Origin of the sequence: Burkholderia sp. Bp9012 (assembly GCF_003853825.1) — a bacterium.
Lineage (GTDB): Bacteria > Pseudomonadota > Gammaproteobacteria > Burkholderiales > Burkholderiaceae > Burkholderia > Burkholderia diffusa.
The window spans coordinates 209,324-229,227 of record NZ_QTQA01000001.1 but is presented as its reverse complement, the minus strand read 5'-3'; the positions used below and the strand labels follow the sequence as shown (position 1 = coordinate 229,227).

16 protein-coding genes are annotated in these 19,904 nt (G+C 69.3%); 7 read left to right on the top strand and 9 right to left on the bottom strand.

Annotated elements, in window-relative coordinates:
- Positions 1-19 precede the first annotated feature (19 nt).
- The 7 genes from DIE11_RS01035 to DIE11_RS01005 form a co-directional block, all read right to left on the bottom strand.
- The gene (locus tag DIE11_RS01035; protein WP_124620942.1) at positions 20-1,330 is read right to left on the bottom strand and encodes a TolC family protein; all 1,311 of its coding nucleotides are present in this window, start codon (positions 1,328-1,330) and stop codon (positions 20-22) included.
- A 243-nt stretch (positions 1,331-1,573) separates the two neighbouring features.
- Complete coding sequence (locus tag DIE11_RS01030) at positions 1,574-2,782, bottom strand: phosphotransferase enzyme family protein (RefSeq protein WP_124620940.1); 1,209 nt, start codon at positions 2,780-2,782, stop codon at positions 1,574-1,576.
- Positions 2,783-2,818: 36 nt separating this feature from the next.
- The gene (gene pnuC, locus DIE11_RS01025) at positions 2,819-3,430 is read right to left on the bottom strand and encodes a nicotinamide riboside transporter PnuC (RefSeq protein WP_059531890.1); all 612 of its coding nucleotides are present in this window, start codon (positions 3,428-3,430) and stop codon (positions 2,819-2,821) included.
- A gap of 59 nt (positions 3,431-3,489) precedes the next feature.
- Positions 3,490-5,721: a TonB-dependent siderophore receptor gene (locus DIE11_RS01020; RefSeq protein WP_124620938.1), complete on the bottom strand. Its 2,232-nt coding sequence runs from the start codon at positions 5,719-5,721 to the stop codon at positions 3,490-3,492.
- A gap of 618 nt (positions 5,722-6,339) precedes the next feature.
- Positions 6,340-6,543, bottom strand: coding sequence for a DUF2970 domain-containing protein (locus DIE11_RS01015; RefSeq protein ID WP_021164122.1), 204 nt, complete (start codon positions 6,541-6,543; stop codon positions 6,340-6,342).
- A 124-nt stretch (positions 6,544-6,667) separates the two neighbouring features.
- The gene (locus tag DIE11_RS01010) at positions 6,668-8,749 is read right to left on the bottom strand and encodes a pyridoxamine 5'-phosphate oxidase family protein (RefSeq protein WP_124620936.1); all 2,082 of its coding nucleotides are present in this window, start codon (positions 8,747-8,749) and stop codon (positions 6,668-6,670) included.
- A gap of 31 nt (positions 8,750-8,780) precedes the next feature.
- A complete protein-coding gene (locus tag DIE11_RS01005; RefSeq protein ID WP_124620934.1) occupies positions 8,781-9,425 on the bottom strand; it encodes a glutathione S-transferase family protein in 645 nt (214 codons plus the stop codon).
- A 126-nt stretch (positions 9,426-9,551) separates the two neighbouring features.
- Between DIE11_RS01005 and DIE11_RS01000 the strand changes: the two genes are divergently transcribed.
- Positions 9,552-10,496, top strand: coding sequence for a LysR family transcriptional regulator (locus DIE11_RS01000; protein ID WP_124620933.1), 945 nt, complete (start codon positions 9,552-9,554; stop codon positions 10,494-10,496).
- A 63-nt stretch (positions 10,497-10,559) separates the two neighbouring features.
- Here the strand turns inward: DIE11_RS01000 and DIE11_RS00995 are convergent, their stop codons facing one another.
- Positions 10,560-11,216 carry a TetR/AcrR family transcriptional regulator gene (locus DIE11_RS00995; RefSeq protein WP_124620931.1) on the bottom strand — a complete coding sequence of 219 codons (657 nt, stop codon included), beginning with the start codon at positions 11,214-11,216 and terminating at the stop codon, positions 10,560-10,562.
- An 88-nt stretch (positions 11,217-11,304) separates the two neighbouring features.
- On the opposite strand from DIE11_RS00995, the gene DIE11_RS00990 reads away from it, so the two are divergent.
- From DIE11_RS00990 to DIE11_RS00980, 3 genes are read left to right on the top strand one after another with little or no spacing between them, the layout of a single operon-like run.
- Positions 11,305-12,207 carry an SDR family oxidoreductase gene (locus tag DIE11_RS00990; RefSeq protein WP_124620929.1) on the top strand — a complete coding sequence of 301 codons (903 nt, stop codon included), beginning with the start codon at positions 11,305-11,307 and terminating at the stop codon, positions 12,205-12,207.
- Positions 12,204-13,766, top strand: a complete 1,563-nt coding sequence (locus tag DIE11_RS00985) for an NAD(P)/FAD-dependent oxidoreductase (protein WP_124620927.1) — start codon at positions 12,204-12,206, stop codon at positions 13,764-13,766. Before DIE11_RS00990 ends, DIE11_RS00985 begins: the two co-directional genes overlap by 4 nt.
- A gap of 7 nt (positions 13,767-13,773) precedes the next feature.
- Positions 13,774-14,760, top strand: coding sequence for an alpha/beta fold hydrolase (locus DIE11_RS00980; protein ID WP_124620925.1), 987 nt, complete (start codon positions 13,774-13,776; stop codon positions 14,758-14,760).
- A 40-nt stretch (positions 14,761-14,800) separates the two neighbouring features.
- On the opposite strand, the gene DIE11_RS00975 is transcribed toward DIE11_RS00980, so the two are convergent.
- Positions 14,801-15,199 carry a carboxymuconolactone decarboxylase family protein gene (locus tag DIE11_RS00975; RefSeq protein WP_124620923.1) on the bottom strand — a complete coding sequence of 133 codons (399 nt, stop codon included), beginning with the start codon at positions 15,197-15,199 and terminating at the stop codon, positions 14,801-14,803.
- Between the two features lie 370 nt (positions 15,200-15,569).
- Between DIE11_RS00975 and DIE11_RS00970 the strand changes: the two genes are divergently transcribed.
- The 3 genes from DIE11_RS00970 to DIE11_RS00960 all read left to right on the top strand — a co-directional run bounded on the left by DIE11_RS00970 (position 15,570) and on the right by DIE11_RS00960 (position 19,903).
- Positions 15,570-17,273 (top strand): collagen-like triple helix repeat-containing protein, encoded by a 1,704-nt coding sequence (locus tag DIE11_RS00970; protein WP_124620921.1) that lies wholly within the window; start codon positions 15,570-15,572, stop codon positions 17,271-17,273.
- A gap of 120 nt (positions 17,274-17,393) precedes the next feature.
- Positions 17,394-18,677 carry an isoprenylcysteine carboxylmethyltransferase family protein gene (locus DIE11_RS00965; RefSeq protein ID WP_124620919.1) on the top strand — a complete coding sequence of 428 codons (1,284 nt, stop codon included), beginning with the start codon at positions 17,394-17,396 and terminating at the stop codon, positions 18,675-18,677.
- A gap of 548 nt (positions 18,678-19,225) precedes the next feature.
- Complete coding sequence (locus DIE11_RS00960) at positions 19,226-19,903, top strand: histone acetyltransferase (RefSeq protein ID WP_185633698.1); 678 nt, start codon at positions 19,226-19,228, stop codon at positions 19,901-19,903.
- The last annotated feature ends 1 nt before the right edge of the window (position 19,904 follow it).

Genomic DNA, 19,904 nt, shown 5'->3' with positions numbered 1-19,904 from the left:
CTTCAGGTAAGAAGCGCGGCTATTGCGCGACGGCCTCGAGCGGCGTCCCGACGAGCCGGCCGATGTCGGCGCGGGCCGCATGCGCGTCGGCGAGCGCGCGCACGTATTGCGATTGCCCCTGGAACAGCGTGCGCTGCGCGTCGAGCACGTCGAGGAAGCTGAACTTGCCGAGCTCGTAGCCACGCGACATCGCATCGAGCGCGCGCCGCGCGCCGGGCAGGATGTCGGTCTTCAGCCGCCGCGCTTCCTGCGCCGCCGCGTCGAAATTCGCATACGCCTGCGTAAGTTCGAGCCGCAGCCGCGTACGTTCGCGGTCGAGATCGGCATTCGCGCGCTCGGCCTTGTGCGTCGCTTCGAGCAGCGCGCCGCGGTTTGTGTCGAACAGCGGAATCGGAATCGACACGCCGACGACCGCCTGGTTGTCGGGCACGCCGCCGGTCGTCACCCGCTTCACGCCGGCGCTGACCGTCACGTCGGGAATACGCCGCGCGCGTTCGAGCGACACGGCCGCGTTCGAGCGCAGCATCTCCGCACGCGCGACGCGGGCGAGCGGCGCGTCTTCGAGCTGCGCGGTCAGCGCGGACAGCGGCTCGACCGCAGGCACCGTTTCCAGATCGCCGAGCGCGACGCGCCGGTCGCCGCGCGCTTCACCCATCGCCGCATTCAGCTTCTCGCGCGCGACGTCGACACGGCCGCGCGCGGTCGTCACCTCGATCTGCACTCCGGCCGCTGCCACCTGCGCCTTGGTCGCCTCGACCGGCGACACCTTGCCGGCCTGCGCGCGGCGCCCCGCGAGGTCCGCCGAGCGCGCGGCGATCGCGGCCGACTCTTCGGTAACCTGAAGTTGCCGCTGCGCGGCAAGCAATCCGTAGAACGCCGCGATCACATCGGCGCGCACAGCGGCAACCTGCTCGTCGAGCGACGCGTTCGCGGCCTCCCGGCCGTACGATGCGACGTCGAGCCGCGCGCGACGCTTGCCCCCGAGCTCGAGGGTCTGGTTGATCAGCGCGGTCGACGTGCGTTCCGCGCGGCTGAAGCCTTCCTGCAGGAACGACACTTCCGGATTGGGACGTGCGCCGGCCTGCATCAGCGCGCCGGCCGATGCATCGACGTCCGCACGCGCGCCGCGCAGTGCCGGGTTGTTGCTGGCTGCCGCCGCGAGCGCGTCGGACAGCGTCAGCGACGGGGAAGAAGATGTGTCGGACGGCGGCGCGGCACCGGAAGCCGTCGGGGCCAAGGCCTGGGCCGGTGCCGCGACCTGCTGCGGCTGCGCATAGGCCGTCGCGGCCGTCGCGAAGACGACGGCCACGGCGAGGGTGAGCTTGAGCATGTTCGGTTCTGCGATAACGGTTCGCACCGATGCTACGGATCGGGTGCAGTGCGAACATGAGCCGAAGATGACAATTCCGTCATGTTGGATACGACGGCGTGCGGACGTGCGCCGTCCTGCGGCAGCAGGATCCGCTTCGTAGATCGGAGGGTTTCAGTGAATGTGCGGTGCGATCGAGGCGCGGAAGAAAAATGAGGCCCGGCCAGCCGACACTGCCGGCTCGACAATGTCCGGCACGCAGCGTTACACGCCGCCCCGCTTCGCGCGCCGGCGTTGCACCAGCCAGTCGAGCAGGTCTCGTCCGTCGCGTTCGCCGAACCAGCGCGCGTGCCCGAGCAGATAGCCGTCGTACGCGATGTCGACGATCGCCGGGGCGTCGATGATGCACCCGAAATACGCGACCTCCGACAGCGCGAACTCCACATGCACGATCGGCAGCATCGCGACCAGCGCCGCGTACGCATCGTCGCTCAGCGGTTCGAGCGATTCGTAGCCGTCGAGCAGCGCATCGATGTGCGCGTATTCGATGCGGCGCGCATCGGCCGGCGCCATCCAGTCGATCGTATTGCGCTCGATCGCCAGCGCGACGTCCATCACCGCGCACGTGCGATCGGACAGGCCGAAGTCGAGCACCGTGCGCACCCGCGCGCCGGGGCCGGCATCGGTCCACAGCAGGTTCGACGCATGCCAGTCGCCGTGCGTCCACAGCGGCGGCAGCGCGGGCAGCAGCGGCACGAGGCGCGCGTGATACGGGCCGATCGCATCCGCCACATCGCCACGCCAGTCGCGCGTGCCGAGTGCGCGCACCAGCAGCGGCTGCGCATCGACCCAGCGTTCGAGCGCGCCCGCCAGATCAGTGGACGACAGCACCCGGAAACTCGACAACAGCGTGCGCACGGGCCGCGCCGGCGCATCGTAGCCGGCCGACGCGCGATGCAGTTCGGCCAGTGCGCGGCCGGCTGCGTACGCATGCGAAGCATGTGTGAACGGCTGCCACGACATCACGCCGCGATACGCGTCGACACCGGGCGCGACCGCGTGCACTTCATAGGTCCAGTCGCCGGATGCGAACGCCGTCGCACCGTCGCGACCGGCGAGCACGTCGGCAACCGGAATGCCGCGTTCACGCAGATGCGCGATGAAGCGATGCTCTTCCTCGAGCCCGGCGACATCACGCAGGCTCACGTGATGACGCTTGACGAACAGTGTGCGCTCGTCTGTCGTGCGCACCAGCACGGCCGCCGAGAACGGCCGCGGGCTGTGCCACGCAAGCCGCGCCGGCGCGCCGACGCCATCGATCCGCGCGAGCACGCCCGCGACTTCGTCGTGCGTCATCAGCGGCCAGTCGCGTTCGGCCTGCTCGCCGTCGACGCCGAATTGCGGCGGGGCGACGTCCCGCGCGGCGGCAGCGTCACGCGACGCAGGCGCGTTCGGCTCGAGAGGAAATGTCATGGACGACGCAGCTCCGTAGTTGAATCGGCCCGTGAATCAGCCCGCCGGGCTCGCCGTTGCGCGCAGCGCGTCGGCCGTCCGGCTCCAGTCGCGCCAGCCGATGACGGCGAGCGCGATGAACAGCGCATAGAGTCCGGCCGTCAGATACAGTTCCTTGAACACGAACATCCCGACGTACACGACGTTCACGACGATCCACAACCCCCACGACGCGATGTAGCGCCGCGCCGTCCAGTATTGCGCGACGAGGCTGAACGCGGTCAGCGACGCATCGACGAACGGCAGCGCCGCATCGGTCCAGCGCGCCATCATTCCGCCGAGCAGCGCGCTGCCGACAACGGCCGCGATCAGGTCGGGCAACATCTGCCGGGGCCGCACGCCGGTGACGGGCGCGACGTCGCCTGCCGGCGCCGCGCCGCCGCTCGCCTCGAGCGTACGCTGCGCGATCCAGCGGCGCCAGCCGTACACTTGCAGCACCGCGAACGCGCCCTGCAGCAGCATGTCGGAATACAGCTTCGCGTCGAAGAAGATCCAGCCGTACAGCGCGACCGACGCGAGCCCGACCGGCCAGCACAGCATGCGCCGCTTCGCGGTCAGCCAGATCGCGAGCGCGCTGACGATCACGCCGGCGATTTCGAGTGGGGACATCGTCTGTACTCTCCTGGTTGGCTGCCGGGGCCGCGCATCACGCGGCCGGGTCCGGACGATCAGAGATCATAGGTCAACGATACGCGGGCGGTGCGCGGCGCGCCCGGGAACAGGTACGCGTCGCCCTGCTGCTCGCCCGCGTCGCGCCAGTAGAACTTGTTGAACAGGTTGTCCACCGACACGCGCAGCACCGTGCGATGGCCCGCGATCTTCGTCGTGTAGCGCGCGCCGAGATTGAACACGAACCACGACGGCACGCGCGCGGTGCCCTCTTCGTTCGCGTTGCGGCCCGCGCTGTATTCGACGCCGCCGAGCATGTTCAGTCCCGCGACGCCCGGTACCGCGTAGTCCGCATACAGCGACGCGCGCAGCGCCGGCACGTTGATGATCTGGTGCCCTTCGTACGCCGGCGAACCCGAATCGTACGCGCGCGCGCGAATCGCCGCGACGCTCGCCGTCAGCGACAGCCGCTCGGTGAGCCGTCCGGCCGCGCCGAGCTCGATCCCCTGGTGGCGCTGCGTGCCGCGCTGCACGAAGGTATAGCTCGTGCCGGACGCATCGGGATCGGCGAACTGGAACGGCTTGCTGATCGAGAACACGGCGGCCGTCAGACTCAGCCGGTCGAGCCAGTCGTATTTCGCGCCGAGCTCGAACTGGTGCGATTCGACCGGCGGCAGGAACGCATACGCGTTGGTCGCGCGCACCGGCGCCTGGTCGCCGAGCGACAGCGCCTTGCTGTACGACGCGTACAGCGACAGCGCGTTCACCGGCTTGTAGACGAGCGCGACCTGCGGCAGGAACACCGAGCGATCGGTGTGCGTCGCCTCGCCGTCGAGGCTGCTCCAGCTGCGCTGGCGCAGCAGCACTTCCTTGCCGCCGGCGAGCACCTGCCAGTGTTCGCCGATGCTGATGCGGTCGAGCCCGAACACGCCGTACTGCCATGAATCGAGCTGCGGATACGACGGCCCGGCCGTATTCGGCGACGGCGCGAACGCGACGTCGGGCCCGTAGACGTTCTCGCTGCCCACATAGTCGTACACGGCGTTCGCCATGTGCACGACGCGGCGCTGCACGCTCACGCCGAGCGTCAGTTCATGGCGCAGCGGGCCCGTTGCGAACTTGCCCGTCGTCACCGCGCGCAAGTCGTCGTTGCGACGGTATTCACCGGGGCTGCGGAAGTCGTAGACGTCGTAGTCGCCGTTCGCGCCGAAGAAGAACGGCGACGTCGTGCCGGCCGCGCAGCTCGCCGCGTAATAGCAGCCGTACGCGAACGCGCTGTTGTCGTCGATCATCGTGCGGCTGCGGCCCGCCGCGACATACGCCTTCCAGTCGTCGTTGAACTGGTAGTCGAAGCGCGCGTTCAGGTTCAGCGCATCTGTCGTCACCGGTTTCGCCCACGGCTGTGTGCCGAGCGCCTTCGACGTCGTCTTGACCGACGGCACGACGGTGCCGCCGAGCAACTGGTAGCCGGGCGCGGAGCGCTGGATCCACTGCTGGAATTCGGCGTTGAGCTGCAGGCTCGCGCGCGGGCTGATGTCCCAGTCGGCGGCGATCGAGCCGAACGTGCGCCGTCCGTTCGTGCCGTCGATGTACGAGTGCATGTTCTCCTTCGCGGCATTGATCCGGAAGCCGAACTGATGATCGGGGCCGAAGCGGCGGCCGAGATCGACGGCCGCCGACGTCGAGCCGCGGCTGTCGACACCGCCCGTCACGCTCGCGACGTTCGCCGAGCGCTTCGTCACGAAGTTGATCACGCCGCCCGGCGCGACCACGCCGCTGTCGATGCCGGCCAGCCCTTTCAGGATCTCGACGCGCTCCTTGTTCTCGAGCGGCACGTTCTGCTCGCCGGACACCGTCAGACCGTCGATCCGGATCGCACTCGCGAGATCGACCGGGAAGCCGCGGATCGCGAAGCCTTCGAAATAGCCGACCGGCGCGTAGTCGTTGACGACCGATGCGTCGTTGCGCACCACGTCGCTCAGGCGCTTCGCCTGCTGGTCGTCGATCTGCGCGCGCGTGACGACGTTGACGGACGCCGGCGTGTCGCGCAGCGGCGCATCGTCGAGCCCCGTGACCGATGCTTCGCGCGCACGAAACGTGTTCTCGCGCGCGCCGGTAACCGTGATCGTCGGTAGCGCTGCGCTGCCGGCCGCATCGGCGTCCGGCGCCAGTGCGTCGCCCTGTGCCGCAGCGGCCTGCGCCGCGAAAAGCGTGATGCCGAGACCGACGCCAAGCCCGGCCTTCGCGCGCCGCCGCCGTGCGGGCGCCGCTGTTGTTCTATTCACCGTCATTGTTCTGGATGGAAAACTCGCCACTCGACCCTGTCGAAACACTCGAAACTCGTTATGCAGCCGCGAAGCGCGACCTCGCGCAAGAATCCGCAACGCTCCCTGCGGCCGCCGGGCACGAACGTCGACACGACATTCGCCAGACGAGTCGGACGATCGGGCCGCATGCGTGCCGATCGATCGGGAAAGCGCAGGATGGGACATCGGATGACGATGAAGCGCCGGGCAACGACGCAGCCGTCGACCGCTTCGTCGGGGGCGTGTCGGGCGGACGGCGGCATCGCGCGGTCTTGTCATGCGGGGGACGCTTCGAACGCCCCGTTACGGGCGCGACGTACTTGCGCGCGCCATTCGCTGGAACGGCGGCGTGCCCGTCGCGCACGACATCGCGGCGCGGCGCGCATTTTACCCCGGGCGGGGCCGACCGCCCTGGAATCGGGCAATTCGGAGGCGTGGAAGGCGGGAACGGAAACCGCGCGACTCACGCGGCACGGCGACGGTGTTGATGTGCGCGTGACTGGCGTTGTGCGCGGCCACGTCGGTGGCCGGCACAGTCACGTGCCGGTCACGCGGCCGGAAACCGGAGCGGGAACGTTCGCCCGCCCGCGATTCGGCGGTCGGTCAGAACCCCTGCATCGTCGCGGTCGGATCGACGACCAGATGCACGACACCGTAGATGACCGCGCCGACGAGCAGCGCGAGCACGATCGCCACGAACGGCAACAACGTGTAGTTGACGTTCGCGAGATCGGCGGCGTGCGCCTTGCTGTTGCGTACACCGAAGAAACTCCACAGGACCAGCTTGATCATGCCGAGCAGTTTCATGGTTATGCTCCTTTCATCGAATCGGTTGACGCTATCGTCGATCCGACCGGCATCCGAAAAAAGAAGCAGATGCGCGCGCTTTTCACGCAGCAGGCCGTCTGCGGCGGCATGTCGCATGGGTTGTTCAGCGGTCGAGCACGAGCGGCTCCGTGGCACCTTCCGCTGGCCGCGCGACGCACAGCAGCGCGCAGCCGGGTTCGACCGCCGCATCGGGCGGCTGCACGTAATCGACCGCACCGGACAGCACGCGCGTCGCGCACGTACCGCACGCCCCCGACCGGCATTCGGACGGCACCGCCACCCCTTGGTCTTCGGCGAATTCGAGCAGCGTACCGTCCGCGGGGGTCCAGGCGGCGTCGCGCGCCGAGCGGCGGAACACGACGGGCATGCTTGCCACCGCCGCCGCTGCCGTGCGGGCCACGCTGCGCACGACGCTCGACGGCCCGAACGCCTCGAAGCGGATCCGCTCGTCCGGCACGTTCAGCGCGCGCAATCCGTCGTACAAATCGCGCATGAACGCGGACGGCCCGCACAGGTAGAAATCATAGTCGTCGAACGGCAGGATGCGCTTCAGTTGCACGACGTCGATGCGGCCCGGTCGCGCCGCGCCGTCGCGCTGCGGCCGGCTGTCGAACCAGTGCAGCGATACGCGGGCGTCGGCGTCCGCGATGCGCGTCAGTTCCGTCGCGAACGGCCGGTCGGCCGTATCACGCGCGCCGTGCACGAACACCACGCGGCGCGACGGCGCGTCGTCGGCCAGCGCGCGGCGCAATATCGCGATCATCGGCGTGATGCCGATGCCGGCCGACACCAGCACGGCCGGACGCGGGCTCGCGACGTCGAACGTGAAGCGGCCGCGCGGCATCTGCGCGTCGATCGTCATCCCGGCGCGCGCATGGTCGTGCAACCAGGCCGATACACGTCCTTCGTGCTTCACGGTGATCCGGTAATGCGACGCGCCGGGCGCATCGGACAGCGTGTAGCTGCGGATCGTCGGTGCATCGCCGTCCGGCAGCGCGACGCGCAGCGTCAGATGCTGACCGGCTTCGTAGGCCGGCAACGCGCCGCCATCCGCCGGTTCGAAATGAAACGAGCGGATCGCGCGCGCTTCGTCGACGATCTTCGCGATGCGCAGCGGGCGCCAGGTGGAGGGCGATGACGATGACGATGCAGAAGCCGATGCCGATGCCGACGATGAGACAGACGCCGCCACCGCCCCGCCCGCGCTCGCCGCCCCCGCCATCCCCGCAAACTGCGGCGCCCGCTCGACCGCCGACCACCGGAACGGCAGCACGCCGCGCGTGCGCCGCACTTCCCGCACATGAAACCGCACGACCCGCTGCGCGCCGTCGAACGACGCGACGAGCGGCCCGTCCCACACGATCTCCGCCCGCGCGGCGACATACAGCAGGTCGCCGCTGTCGAAGTCGACGAACAGCAGCCCCGCGCGCGGATCGTGCTGCAGGTTGCCGAGCGTGTTGAAGAAGCGATTGCCGCTGAAATCGGGCGTCGTCAGCGTCTGCGCGTCGTCGACGCGCACGAAGCCCGGCATGCCGCCGCGATGCGACACGTCCGCGCCGCGCGCGGCGCCCGCACCGGCCGACGTGTTCGCACTCGCGACGAAGAACGTATCGGCCTGCGCGAGCAGCGCGCGGTCGGCATCGGTCAACCGGTCCGACACGTCGGCCTCGCCGAGCGCATCGCCTTCGCGCGCCACGAACGTCGGCTTGCGCCCCTGGATGTACTTCGCACAGTTGCCGAAGCTCTGCTCGACCGCGATCGTCAGCGCACCGCCGTCTACCGCGCGCACGATGCCGTTCACGCGATTGCGCCGGCGCGTGTCGAACTCGATCCCGAGCCCGCCGAGCGGCGCGCCCGGCTGCCACGCGCCCGCCAGCGGATCGCCGGGCAGCGCATCGCCGTCGATGCGCAACGTGCGTGCGTCCGGCGCCGTCACGAAACCGGGCATCCCGACCCGCAGCGTCGCCCACGGCTGCCCGTGCGCATCGACGCCGCCGAGCACGAAGAACGGCAACTGTGCAAAGAACGTCCGGTGCTGGTCCGGCATGAAGCGGCGAATCCCGCGCCGGCCGGCCGTGCCCGCGGCCTCCGTCACGCCCGCGCGCTGCTGCACGGCAAGTTCGCCCGCATGAAACGGCGCAACGTCGAGTTCCCAGCCCGGTACGGCGGCGGTCGGCGTGGTCATCGCGTTCTCCCGGTAAAGGCGCGGCTTCGCGTCAGGCGGCAAGCAGGCCGGCGCGGGTCGGCGGCATCGCGACGAAACCCGGCAGGGCCTCGACGCGGGCGAGCCACGCGCGCACGTACGGATACGGTTCCAGCGACACGCCGCCTTCCGGCGCGTGCGCGATGTACGTGTAGGCGGCAATGTCGGCGATCGTCGGCTGCGCGCCAGCGGCGAACGGCTTGCCGGCGAGTTCGCCGTCGATCACCGCGAGTACCTTCGCGGCCGTACGCTTGGCGGCGTCGTGATCGAGCGGCGCGCTGAACACGGTGACGAGCCGCGCTGCGGCCGGCCCGGACGCGATCGGCCCGGCCGCGTACGACAGCCAGCGCTGCACGGTCGCCGCGCCGGCGGCATCGTCGGGCAGCCAGTGCGCGTCGCCGTAGCGCTTCGCGAGATAGACGAGGATCGCGTTCGAATCGGCGAGCACGGTGCCGTCGTCGTCGATCACCGGCACCTGGCCGAGCGGATTGAGCGCGAGGAACGCGGGTTCGCGCTGCGCGCCGGCCGCGAGGTCGACGTCGATCGTCTCGAACGGCAACCCGAGCAGCGACAGGAACAGCCGGACGCGATGCGCGTGCCCCGACAACGGAAACGAATAGACACGAACCGGACGGGCGGGCTTGCTGGCGGCGGGCATGGAAAGGCTCCTGGATCTCGCGCCGCCGGGAATCGGCGACGAACAGCCCCAGCGTAGCGCTCGCCGTTCACGCCCAGAAGACGGATAATCGCTGAAACATTATCCTCTCCCATAGGACAATCGACGATGGCCGATCTGCGCGACGTGAACCTGAACCGGCTGGCGATCTTCGTCGCGGTGGTCGATGCCGGCTCGCTGACGGCCGCGGCCGAACGGCTCGGTCTCGCGAAAACGGTCGTCAGCACGCACATGCAGCGCCTCGAATCCGAGGTCGGCGCGAACCTGCTGGTACGCACCACGCGCCGGCTGAGCGTGACCGATGCGGGGCGCGCGTTCTACGATGCGTGCCGCGACATCGTGCGCGCGACCGAAAGCGCGCTCGACGCGGTGTCGTCCGACACGGGGCCGCTGCGCGGCACGCTGCGGGTGAGCGTGCCGATCGACTATGGCTCGCTGGTCGTCGCGCCGGCCATCGTCGCGCTGCGCGACGCGCATCCGGGCCTCGACGTCGAGCTGATCGCGAACGACCGCATCGTCGATCTGGTCGCGGACAATCTCGACGTCGCGATCCGCATCGGCCGCCTCGCGGATTCGAACTATCGCGCGGTGCAGCTCGGCGAGTACGAGAAGTGGCTGGTCGCGAGCCCCGCGTTCGTCGCGCGGCACGGGCTGCCGCGCGATCCGGACGCGCTCGCCGCGCTGCCGTTCGTGATGCTGTCGACGCTGTCGCGCCCGCATACGCTCGAACTTCACGACCCGAGCGGCGGCCACACGTCGGTGCGCTGCATCGCGCCGGTCGTGTCGAACACGGCGACGGCCTGCCGTGCAATCGCGCTCGCGGGCGGCGGCTTCGGCCTCCTGACGGATTTCTCGATCGCGGAGGACGTCGCGGCCGGCCGGCTCGTCCGGCTGCTGCCCGCATGGCGCTCGGCGCGGGCCGGGATTCACGCGGTGTATCCGTCGACGCGGTTGCCTTCGCCGAAGGTGCGTGCGTTCATCGATGCGATGAAGGCGAGGATCGGGGACGCGCGGTCAGTGATGGCGGCACGATCGAAACGCTCGAGGGGGTGACGCGTCGGATGGCTTTGCGACGCAACCGGATGCGAATCGCGCAAGTCCGTTCGTTGCCGCATCCTAGCCCGCTTCCCGCAACGTCCCCAGCAGCACCTTCCTGCAACTCGCGACCATCTGCGCCTCCGGGTCGCGATAGCCGGTGAGCAGCCACGCCGCGCCGACGTTCGTCATCGCGCCGACCAGCGCGAGCCCGACCAGCCGCTGCTCGGTGCGCTCGGCGGGCGTCACGGCCTCGCCCGTCGCGCCGATCGCCATGATCAGCTTGCCGAAGTCGATCAGCATCCGCTGATACGTCATGTCGGTGTCCGCGCTCACGCCCATCACCTCGAGCAGCAGCACGCGCGCCGCGCTCGGGTCGCGCAGGAACCCGAAGAATGCGGCGAGCCCCGCATCGATGCGCTCGCGCAAATCGCCGCCGCGCTCGGCCACCGCCCGCTCGACCGCGTCGTGCAACTGCTGCGCGTGATGCAGGTAGGTGCAGCGCAGCAGATCCTCGGTGCTGTCGAACGCCGCATAGAAATAGCGGTCGTTGAGCTTCGCTTCCTGGCAGATCGACCGCACGGTCGCCTTGCGGAAACCGACCGTGCCGAACACGCGCGTCGCCGCACGGATCAGCGCATCGCGCCGCTCGGCGGCCCGCACCTCGGGCGCCACGCCGCCGTATGCCCGGCCCCGTTTTTCCGTTTCGAGTGCTTTCTCCATTTCGCTATTTGACATCAGGACACCCGAAAACTAAAGTGGTGACGAACAACACCACAATAAGCGCGCCGCCGACGCAGCGCAAGCGGAACGGGAGGAACGACGGATGAAGGGTTTTTCCGGCAAGGTCGCCGCGATCACGGGCGCCGGTTCGGGCATGGGCCGCAGCCTCGCGGTCGAGCTCGCGCGGCGCGGCTGCGACGTCGCGCTCGCCGACGTCAACGAGGTCGGGCTCGCCGGCACGGCAGCAGCGTGCGCGACGCACGGCGTGCGCACGAGCACGCGTCGGCTCGACGTCGCCGATCGCGATGCGGTGTTCGCGTGGGCCGATTTCGTGCGCGCCGAACACGGCAAGGTCAACCTGATCTTCAACAACGCGGGCGTGTCGCTGGCCGCGAGCGCGGAGACCGCGCGCATCGCCGATCTCGAATGGATCGTCGGCATCAACTTCTGGGGTGTCGTGCACGGCACGCAGGCGTTCCTGCCGCATCTGCGCGCGTCGGGCGACGGGCACGTAGTCAACACGTCGAGCCTGTTCGGGCTCGTCGCGATGCCGACGCAGAGCGCGTACAACGCAACCAAGTTCGCCGTGCGCGGCTTCACCGAGGCGCTTCGGATGGAGCTCGAACTCGACGGCGCGCCGGTCAGCGCGACCTGCGTGCATCCGGGCGGCGTCGCGACCAACATCGTCGACGCGAGCCGTGTCGACACCAGCATCCGCGCGCTCACGGGCCAGGACGAAGCAACCCACCGCCGTCAGGCGAATCGCCTGATCAACGCGACGACGGCCGACGATGCCGCTCGGCAGATCCTCGCCGGCGTCGAGCGCAACGCGCGCCGCGTGCTGGTCGGCGCCGATGCCCGCCGCCTCGACAAGCTCGCGCGCCTGCTCGGCGCCGGCTACCAGCGGCTGGTGCTGCGCCACGTGCGCCGTGCCCGCGCACGCAATCTCGGCCGCACGAATGCACCGGCCGCGCTCCCGACCACACCGACCAAGGACGCCGCATGACCTCGACGACGACCGACCGGCGCGATGCGCCGTCCGCCTGCGGCGACAACCGCGACCTCGACGTGCTGATCGTCGGCGCCGGCCTGTCCGGCATCGGTGCCGCCTATCACCTGAAGCAGCGCTGCCCGTATGCGAGCGTGGCGATCATCGAGGCGCGCGACGCGATCGGCGGCACCTGGGATCTGTTCCGCTATCCCGGCGTCCGTTCGGATTCCGACATGTTCACGCTCGGCTACAGCTTCCGCCCGTGGCACAGCGACAAGGCGATCTCGGACGGCCAGACGATCCTCAACTACATCCGCGACTCCGCGCGCGCGTACGGCATCGACAAGATGATCCGCTACGGCCAGAAGGTGGTCGCGGCCGACTGGGATTCGAACCGCGCACGTTGGACGGTACGCATCGAGCGTACGCGCGACGGCGCGGTCGACACGCTCGCTTACACGTGCCGCTTCCTCTACATGTGCAGCGGCTATTACGACTACGACGGCGGCTACCTGCCCGACTGGGCCGGCATGGACTCGTTCGAAGGCCGAATCGTGCATCCGCAGCAATGGCCGAAGGACCTGTCGTATGCAAACCGGCGCGTCGTCGTGATCGGCAGCGGCGCGACGGCCGTCACGCTCGTGCCGTCGATGGCGGCCGATGCGAAGCACGTGACGATGCTGCAGCGCTCGCCGACCTACATCGTGTCGCTGCCTGCGCGCGACAAGATCGCGAACGCGTTGCGCCGCGTGCTGCCGTCGAGGCTCGCGCACCGGATCGTGCGCATGAAGAACGTACTGCTGACGATGTACCTGTACAACGTGTCGCGCCGCAAGCCCGAGGAGACCAAACGGTTCATCATCCGCGCGGCCGGCAAGCAGCTCGGCCCCGACTTCGACGTCGCGAAGCATCTGACGCCGCGCTACATGCCGTGGGACCAGCGCGTGTGCCTCGTGCCGAACGGCGACCTGTTCAAGTCGATCCGTGCGGGCCGCGCCTCGATCGTCACCGACGAGATCGAGCGCTTCACGCCGACCGGCCTGAAGCTGAAGAGCGGCCAGCAGCTCGACGCGGACGTGATCGTCACCGCGACCGGGCTGAAGGTGAAGATGCTCGGCGGCGCGCGCGTCACGGTCGACGGCCGCGCGGTCGATCTGCCGCAGACCGTGTCTTATAAGGGAATGATGTACAGCGACGTGCCGAACCTCGCGTCGTCGTTCGGCTACACGAACGCGTCGTGGACGCTGAAGGCCGAGCTGATCGCGCGCTACGTGTGCCGGCTGCTGAACCACATGCGCGCGAACGGCTACGACACCTGCGTGCCGCGGCTCGGCGCCGGCGACCTCGGCGACGTGCCGGCCGTCAACCTGAGCTCGGGCTACATCCAGCGCGCGGCCGGCATCCTGCCGAAACAGGGGCATCGTAAGCCCTGGAAATTCCATCAGAACTACGTGCTCGATCTCGCGTCGCTGAAGTTCAGCGGGCTCGCCGATTCGGCGATGCAGTTCGAACGCCGCGCGAAAGCCGGCCCGGCCGCCGCGCCGGTTGCCGAACCCGTACTCGAATCCCGTTGAGGCCGACATGACCCATACGCTCCACCTGATCCAGAACGTGCTGCTCGGCGTCGTCGCGGTGCTCGCCGCGCTTGCGCTGTTTTCCGGCTACGTCGCGCGCCGCGTAACGCGCGCGTTTCCGCCCGAAGGCCGCTTCGTCGACATCGGCGGCGACCACATCCATTACGTCGAATACGGCAGCGGCCCGCCGCTCGTGTTCGTGCACGGGCTCGCCGGGCAGTGGCGCAACTTCGCGTATTTGCCGCTCACGCGGCTCGCGCAGCACCATCGCGTGATCCTCGTCGACCGGCCCGGCGCCGGCCGCTCGCTGCGCGGCGCCAGTTCGCAGGCGAACGTGTTCGCGCAGGCCCGCACGGTCGCCGCGTTCATCGACGCGCTGAAGCTCGACCGGCCCGTGCTCGTCGGTCACTCGCTCGGCGGTGCGATCGCGCTCGCGGTCGGGCTCAACCATCCGGAGCACGTCAGCCGGCTCGCGCTGATCGCGCCGCTGTCGCATGAGCAGACCGAGCCGCCGGCGCCGTTCAAGCCGCTGATGCTGCCGTCGCCGCTGGTGCGCCGCTTCGTGTCGTGGACCTTCGCGATTCCGCTGACGATCCTGACCGGCCGCAATGCCGTGAGCCAGGTGTTCGCGCCGGAGGCCGTGCCGCGCGACTTCCCGGTGAAGGGCGGCGGATTGCTCGGGCTGCGGCCGCACGTGTTCTACGCGACGGCAACGGACCTGCTGTCGGCGCCCGTCGACCTCCCTGCGATGGAGCGCCGCTACGCGGACCTCTCGTTGCCGGTCGACGTGCTGTATGGCCGCGCCGATCCGATCCTGAACTGGCGTACGCACGGCGAAGCGCTGGCGCGGAAGTCGGCGCGCGTGCGGCTGAAGGTCGTCGAAGGCGGGCACATGCTGCCGGTCACGATTCCGGACGCGACGGCCGACTGGCTGCTCGAAGTCGCCGCCGCGCCGGTCGAGGCGCCGACGCAGGGCGCGCACGTCGAGCATTGATCGTCAGCGGGCCTAATGGCCGCGATGCGCCGTGTGCCGGTCAGGCTTCGTCGTCGGGCAGCGACAGCCCGAGCTCCGTCATGACCTCGCGCGCGCTGCGGAACGCCTCGACCGCCGCCGGCGCGCCCGCGTACAGCGCGCTATGCAGCAGCACTTCGCGAATCTCGACGAGGCTCGCGCCGTTGTTGAGGGCGCCACGCACGTGGCCCTTCAGCTCCGCGCTGCGGCCGAGCGCGGCCAGCATCGCGCAGGTACAGAGGCTGCGCGTCTTCAGGTCGATCCCGCCGCGCTGCCACGTACTGCCCCACGCGTGCTCGTTCAGCCAGTTCTGCAACGGACGCGAAAAACCGTCGAGGTCGCGCATCGCGCCCTCGACGAACGCCTCGCCCATCACCTCGGTGCGGCGCGCCTTGCCCTGCTCCCTGTCCTGTTCGCTCATGTCGTGTCCCTGTCTTGAGTCGTGGCCGCTTCGGCGTCGCCCGCGGCCGGGTTGGTTCACGTCATGTTCCCGGCGCACGGGCGTTTCGTCAAAGACGCCGGCCTCGGGTCGCGGCCGGCCACGTCACACACGGAACGTCGGGTCGAACGCTACGTAACATCCGGCCCGGCGTTACGGTTCCTTACGGGAACATCACAGCGAGCGCGTCGGCGCGTCTGGCGTCTCCGTCGCGCGAAACCGCCATTCCTCCGTTTAAATCGCGCCGATATTCCCGATTCCCACAACAATGCGCTGACGCATTTCGCGAAAGGTGTCATGGCGCGGAATTTGCAGTGATGGCCCGGACACAACTTCCAATGTCGAGGCCACCATGCACCATTACTTGAAAAAGACGGCGGTATCGCTGGCCGTCCTGTCGCTGCTCACACTGTACGGCTGCGGCTCGGTCGACGGACCGGTCACACCGTCGATCAAGCCGAGCTCGTCGGGTACGTCCGGCGGTGGTACCTCGGGTACCTCCGGTACGTCGGGTAGCTCCGGTACGTCGGGCACCTCCGGTACGTCGGGCACTTCCGGTACGTCGGGCACCTCCGGCACGTCAGGCACCTCCGGCACGTCGGGGACCTCCGGTACGTCGGGCACCTCCGGCACGTCGGGCACCTCCGGTACGTCGGGCACCTCCGGTACGTCGGGCACCTCCGGTACGTCGGGCACCTCCGGCACGTCGGGCACCTCCGGTACCTCCGGCACCAACGTCACCCCGCTCGGCAACGTCCTCCAGCAAACCGGCACGCTCGTCACGGCACTCGGCACGACGGTCGCGAACGGCGGTTCGCAGATCGGCGGCGTGCAAGTTCCGGGCACGAACCCGACGACGGCCACCAGCATCGGCAACGCGGTCACCAGCCTTGGCAACGGCGTGCAGTCGCTCGGCAACGGCGTCGCTGCCGGCCTCGGCTCGATCGGCGTGTCGCCGAACCCGCTCGGCCCGACGCTCACGTCGACCACCGGCCTGCTGACCGGCGCCGGCAGCGCGGTCAACAACCTCGGCAACGCGGTGACGAGCCTCGGCACCGGCCCGCTGTCGCCGCTCGCGCCGGCCACGACCCTGGTCGGCAGCCTCGTCAACACGGTCGGCACGGCCGTCAACTCGACCGCATCGGCGCTGAACACGGCGCTGAACAGCGCACCGGTCCAGCAACTCGAGACGCAGCTCGGCAGCGTGATCAACCCGATCACGAATACGCTGACCGGCGGCGTCACGACGCCTGGCGCGACGCAGACCCTCGGCGGTGTCACCATGCTCGGCGCCCCGCTCAACGGCCTGCTGAGCACGCTCGGCAGCGGCCTCGGCCTCGCCGGTTCGCAGATCGGCAGCGCGACCGGCAACCCGGTCGGCACGGGCGCCGGCAACAGCGTGTCACAACTCGGCAACACCGTGGCATCGGCCGGCGGCCTGTTGTCCGGCGGCAGCTCCAGCAGCGGCACCAATCCGCTCGCGCCGATCACCGGCCTGCTCGGTTCGCTGACGGGTGCGCTCGGCGGCGGCAGCAGCTCGAGCGGCTCGGGTGGCACCAGCGGCACGAGCGGCACCAGCGGCGGCCCGCTCGCGCCGATCACCGGCCTGCTCGGCTCGGTGACGGGCGCGCTCGGCGGCCTCGGTTCGAGCGGCACGGGCGGTACCAGCGGTACCAGCGGCTCGGGCGTCGGCGGCCTGCTCGCGCCGATCACCGGCCTCGTCAACTCGCTGACGCCGCTCGGCGCAAGCCTCACCGGCACGGTCACGACGCCGGGCGGCGGCCTGACCGGCAACCTCGGCGGTGCGTTGACGAACGGCCCGGTCGGCACGCTGACGGGTTCGCTGACCTCTGCAGCCGGCACGCTCGGCGCAGTCGGCACGGCCAGCCCGAGCGGCGCGGCGGGCACGGTGACGACGCCGTCCGGCAGCGGCACCGTCACGGCCGGCCTGACCGGCAGTTCGAACGGCGGCAGCACGGCGGGCGCGACCAACCTGCTGGCGCCGGTGACGAACCTGCTCGGCGGTCTGCTCGGCGGCACCACCCCCAAGAAGTAACGCTTCACGTATCAGAACCACAGGCCAATGGCCGGGCAGATACCAAACCAAAGCCCGGCCGATGGCCGGCGTCACCCGCCAAGCGGGGGCGCCGGCCGTCATCCCGACGAGGATCCGATCATGAACTCCACCATCGACGGCATCGCCGCGGTCCAGGACCGCCCGCCCCGTTCCGCCACGCCATTCCGCGCGGGCCTGCTCGGCATCGCGGCCGGCCTGTTCGCGCTGTGGACAACGCGCGACCAGCCGGGCCTCGACGCGGCCACCCGTGCGGTCATCGCGAGCCTCGCGATCATCGGCACGATCGCGCTGCACGAAATCTTCATCTCGCGCGTCTACCTGCGCCCGAGCGCGGGACTGTCGCGGCAGGCCGTGCGCCCGCTCGGGCTCGCCCGTGTCGCGACGCGGCTCGGCGCGCTGACGTCGATCTACGCAGGCATCGGCGTCATCTACTGGCTCCTGCCCGAATATCACGGCGCGTTCTACCTGCCGTTCTGGTCGTTGCTGCGCTCGCTCGCGCCGTACGTGATCGTCGCCGCACCGTTCTACTTCGCGTGGATGGATCGCCACCAGCGCGAAACCGACGACGCGTACCTGCTGTGGGGCCGCTTCCTGTTCCGTCACGAGCAGCCCGCGAGCTGGCAGCCCGTGCGCGAGATGCTTGCCGGCTGGGGCGTGAAGGCGTTCTTCCTGCCGCTGATGACCGTCTACCTGTCGAAGGACGCCGATCACCTGAGCGCGTCGCTCGCGCACGCCGTGAACGCGCCGATGACGATCGCGACCTTCGTGTTCCTGTACGACCTGTCGTTCACGATGGACCTGATGTTCGGCACGGTCGGCTACCTGTGCACGTTCCGCATCCTCGACAGCCACGTGCGCACCGTCGAGCCGACCACGCTCGGCTGGGTCGCCGCGCTGATGTGCTACCAGCCGTTCTGGTCGCTGATCTCGAACAACTACATCCGCTACGAAGGTTCGCTGTTCTGGGACAACTGGCTGCTGTCCGCGCCGACGCTGCGCGTGATCTGGGGTGCGGTGATCATCCTGCTGCTGATGACCTATGCGCTATCGACGATCTCGTTCGGATTGCGGTTCTCGAACCTCACGAACCGCGGGATCATCACGTCGGGCCCGTACCGCTTCACGAAGCATCCGGCATACATCACGAAGAACCTGTCGTACTGGATGGTGTCGGTGCCGTTCGTCGAGCCGCTCGGCTGGCAGGTCGGGCTGATGCACTGCGCGGGGCTCGTCGCGGTCAACCTGATCTACTACACGCGGGCGAAGACGGAGGAGCGGCATTTGATGCGCGATCCTGACTATCGCGCGTATGCCGAGTGGATCGCGCAGCATGGGCTGTTCGCGCGGATCAGGCAGGCGTTCGGGGGGCGGCGGGCGGTGTGAGGCGGTCTCGCGATCATCGGTTCGATGAGCGCCTCGATCATCGGTTCGATGAGCGCCTCGATCATGGAAGCCCGGCGGAACGCGTGCGAAAAATGAGGAGATTTCGCACGTGTTCCTGAGCGGATACACCTGAAGTCGAACGGCGACGCGCAAGCTCAAGACCGCACCGAGGCCCCCCTTGCGACCAATTGTCGCGAAACACTCCGATTCCCCGCGTTTCGTCGCTTTTCTCCCGCAGTCCGGTTGCCCGCCCTGTGCCCGTCGCGTATGGTGCTGACCGTCTGCGCGCGGGCCATGCCCGCTGTCACCGTCTCCGCGGCACCGCCCTTCGGCGCCGCGCGTTCATGAGGAGAGAGGCGTGATCCACAAAGTCCTGATCCTGTTCACACTCTGCATCGCGGGCCTCGCCGCGATCGCCGCCGGTTTCCAGCACATCCCCAGCTGATTCGCGGCCCCGGCTCGCTCGCCGAGCCCGGGGGCCGCTGCCATTTCATTTCCCATTGCGATGAACCTCTTTCCCGATGCGCCCGGGACGGGCGCCTTTTGCCATGCGTATCGACGTACAGCATTCCCAGCACGACATCGACGATGAACTCGACACGCTCTACGCGCGTCTGCACCAGCCGGGCCATCGCCTGCACGGCCTGCCGGCCGTCGCGCTCGGCGACTCGGGCCTGGTCGTCCGCCACCGCGAGGCCGACGGCGAATACTTCCTTTACGTCGAGGATCCGTCGGCCCGGCAGCTCGCCGGCTACACGATCTTCAACCGGCTCCCCGAACTGCCGCGCCGCGCGGACCGCTACCTGCGCGCGCCGCATACGCGGCTGCGCGGGTCCGCGCAACGCAAGGGGCTCGCGACGACGCTGTATCGATGGGGGCTCGACGCGGGCCTGTGCCTGATCAGCGGCGCACGTCAGTCGATCGGCGCGGCGCAGTTGTGGACCGCGCTCGCGCACGACTACCGGCACGGCTTCGTCGACGTCGAAGGCCGCGCGCTGCGCTATCTCGGCGAAGCCGTCGCGGACGACGTGTACGGTGCGCTGCATACGCGCCGCCTGTTGCTCGGCAACGGATGGACACTTGGCGACCTGGCACGCGCAACCGGGATGATCGATACGCTCGCCGCGGCGCGTCAGGACGTGAAGTTTCCGCAGGAAGAACGCGAATGGCGTCACCTGCGCCGCGTCGCGAACGCGCGCCACGTCGCTCACGCACCGATGCGATAAT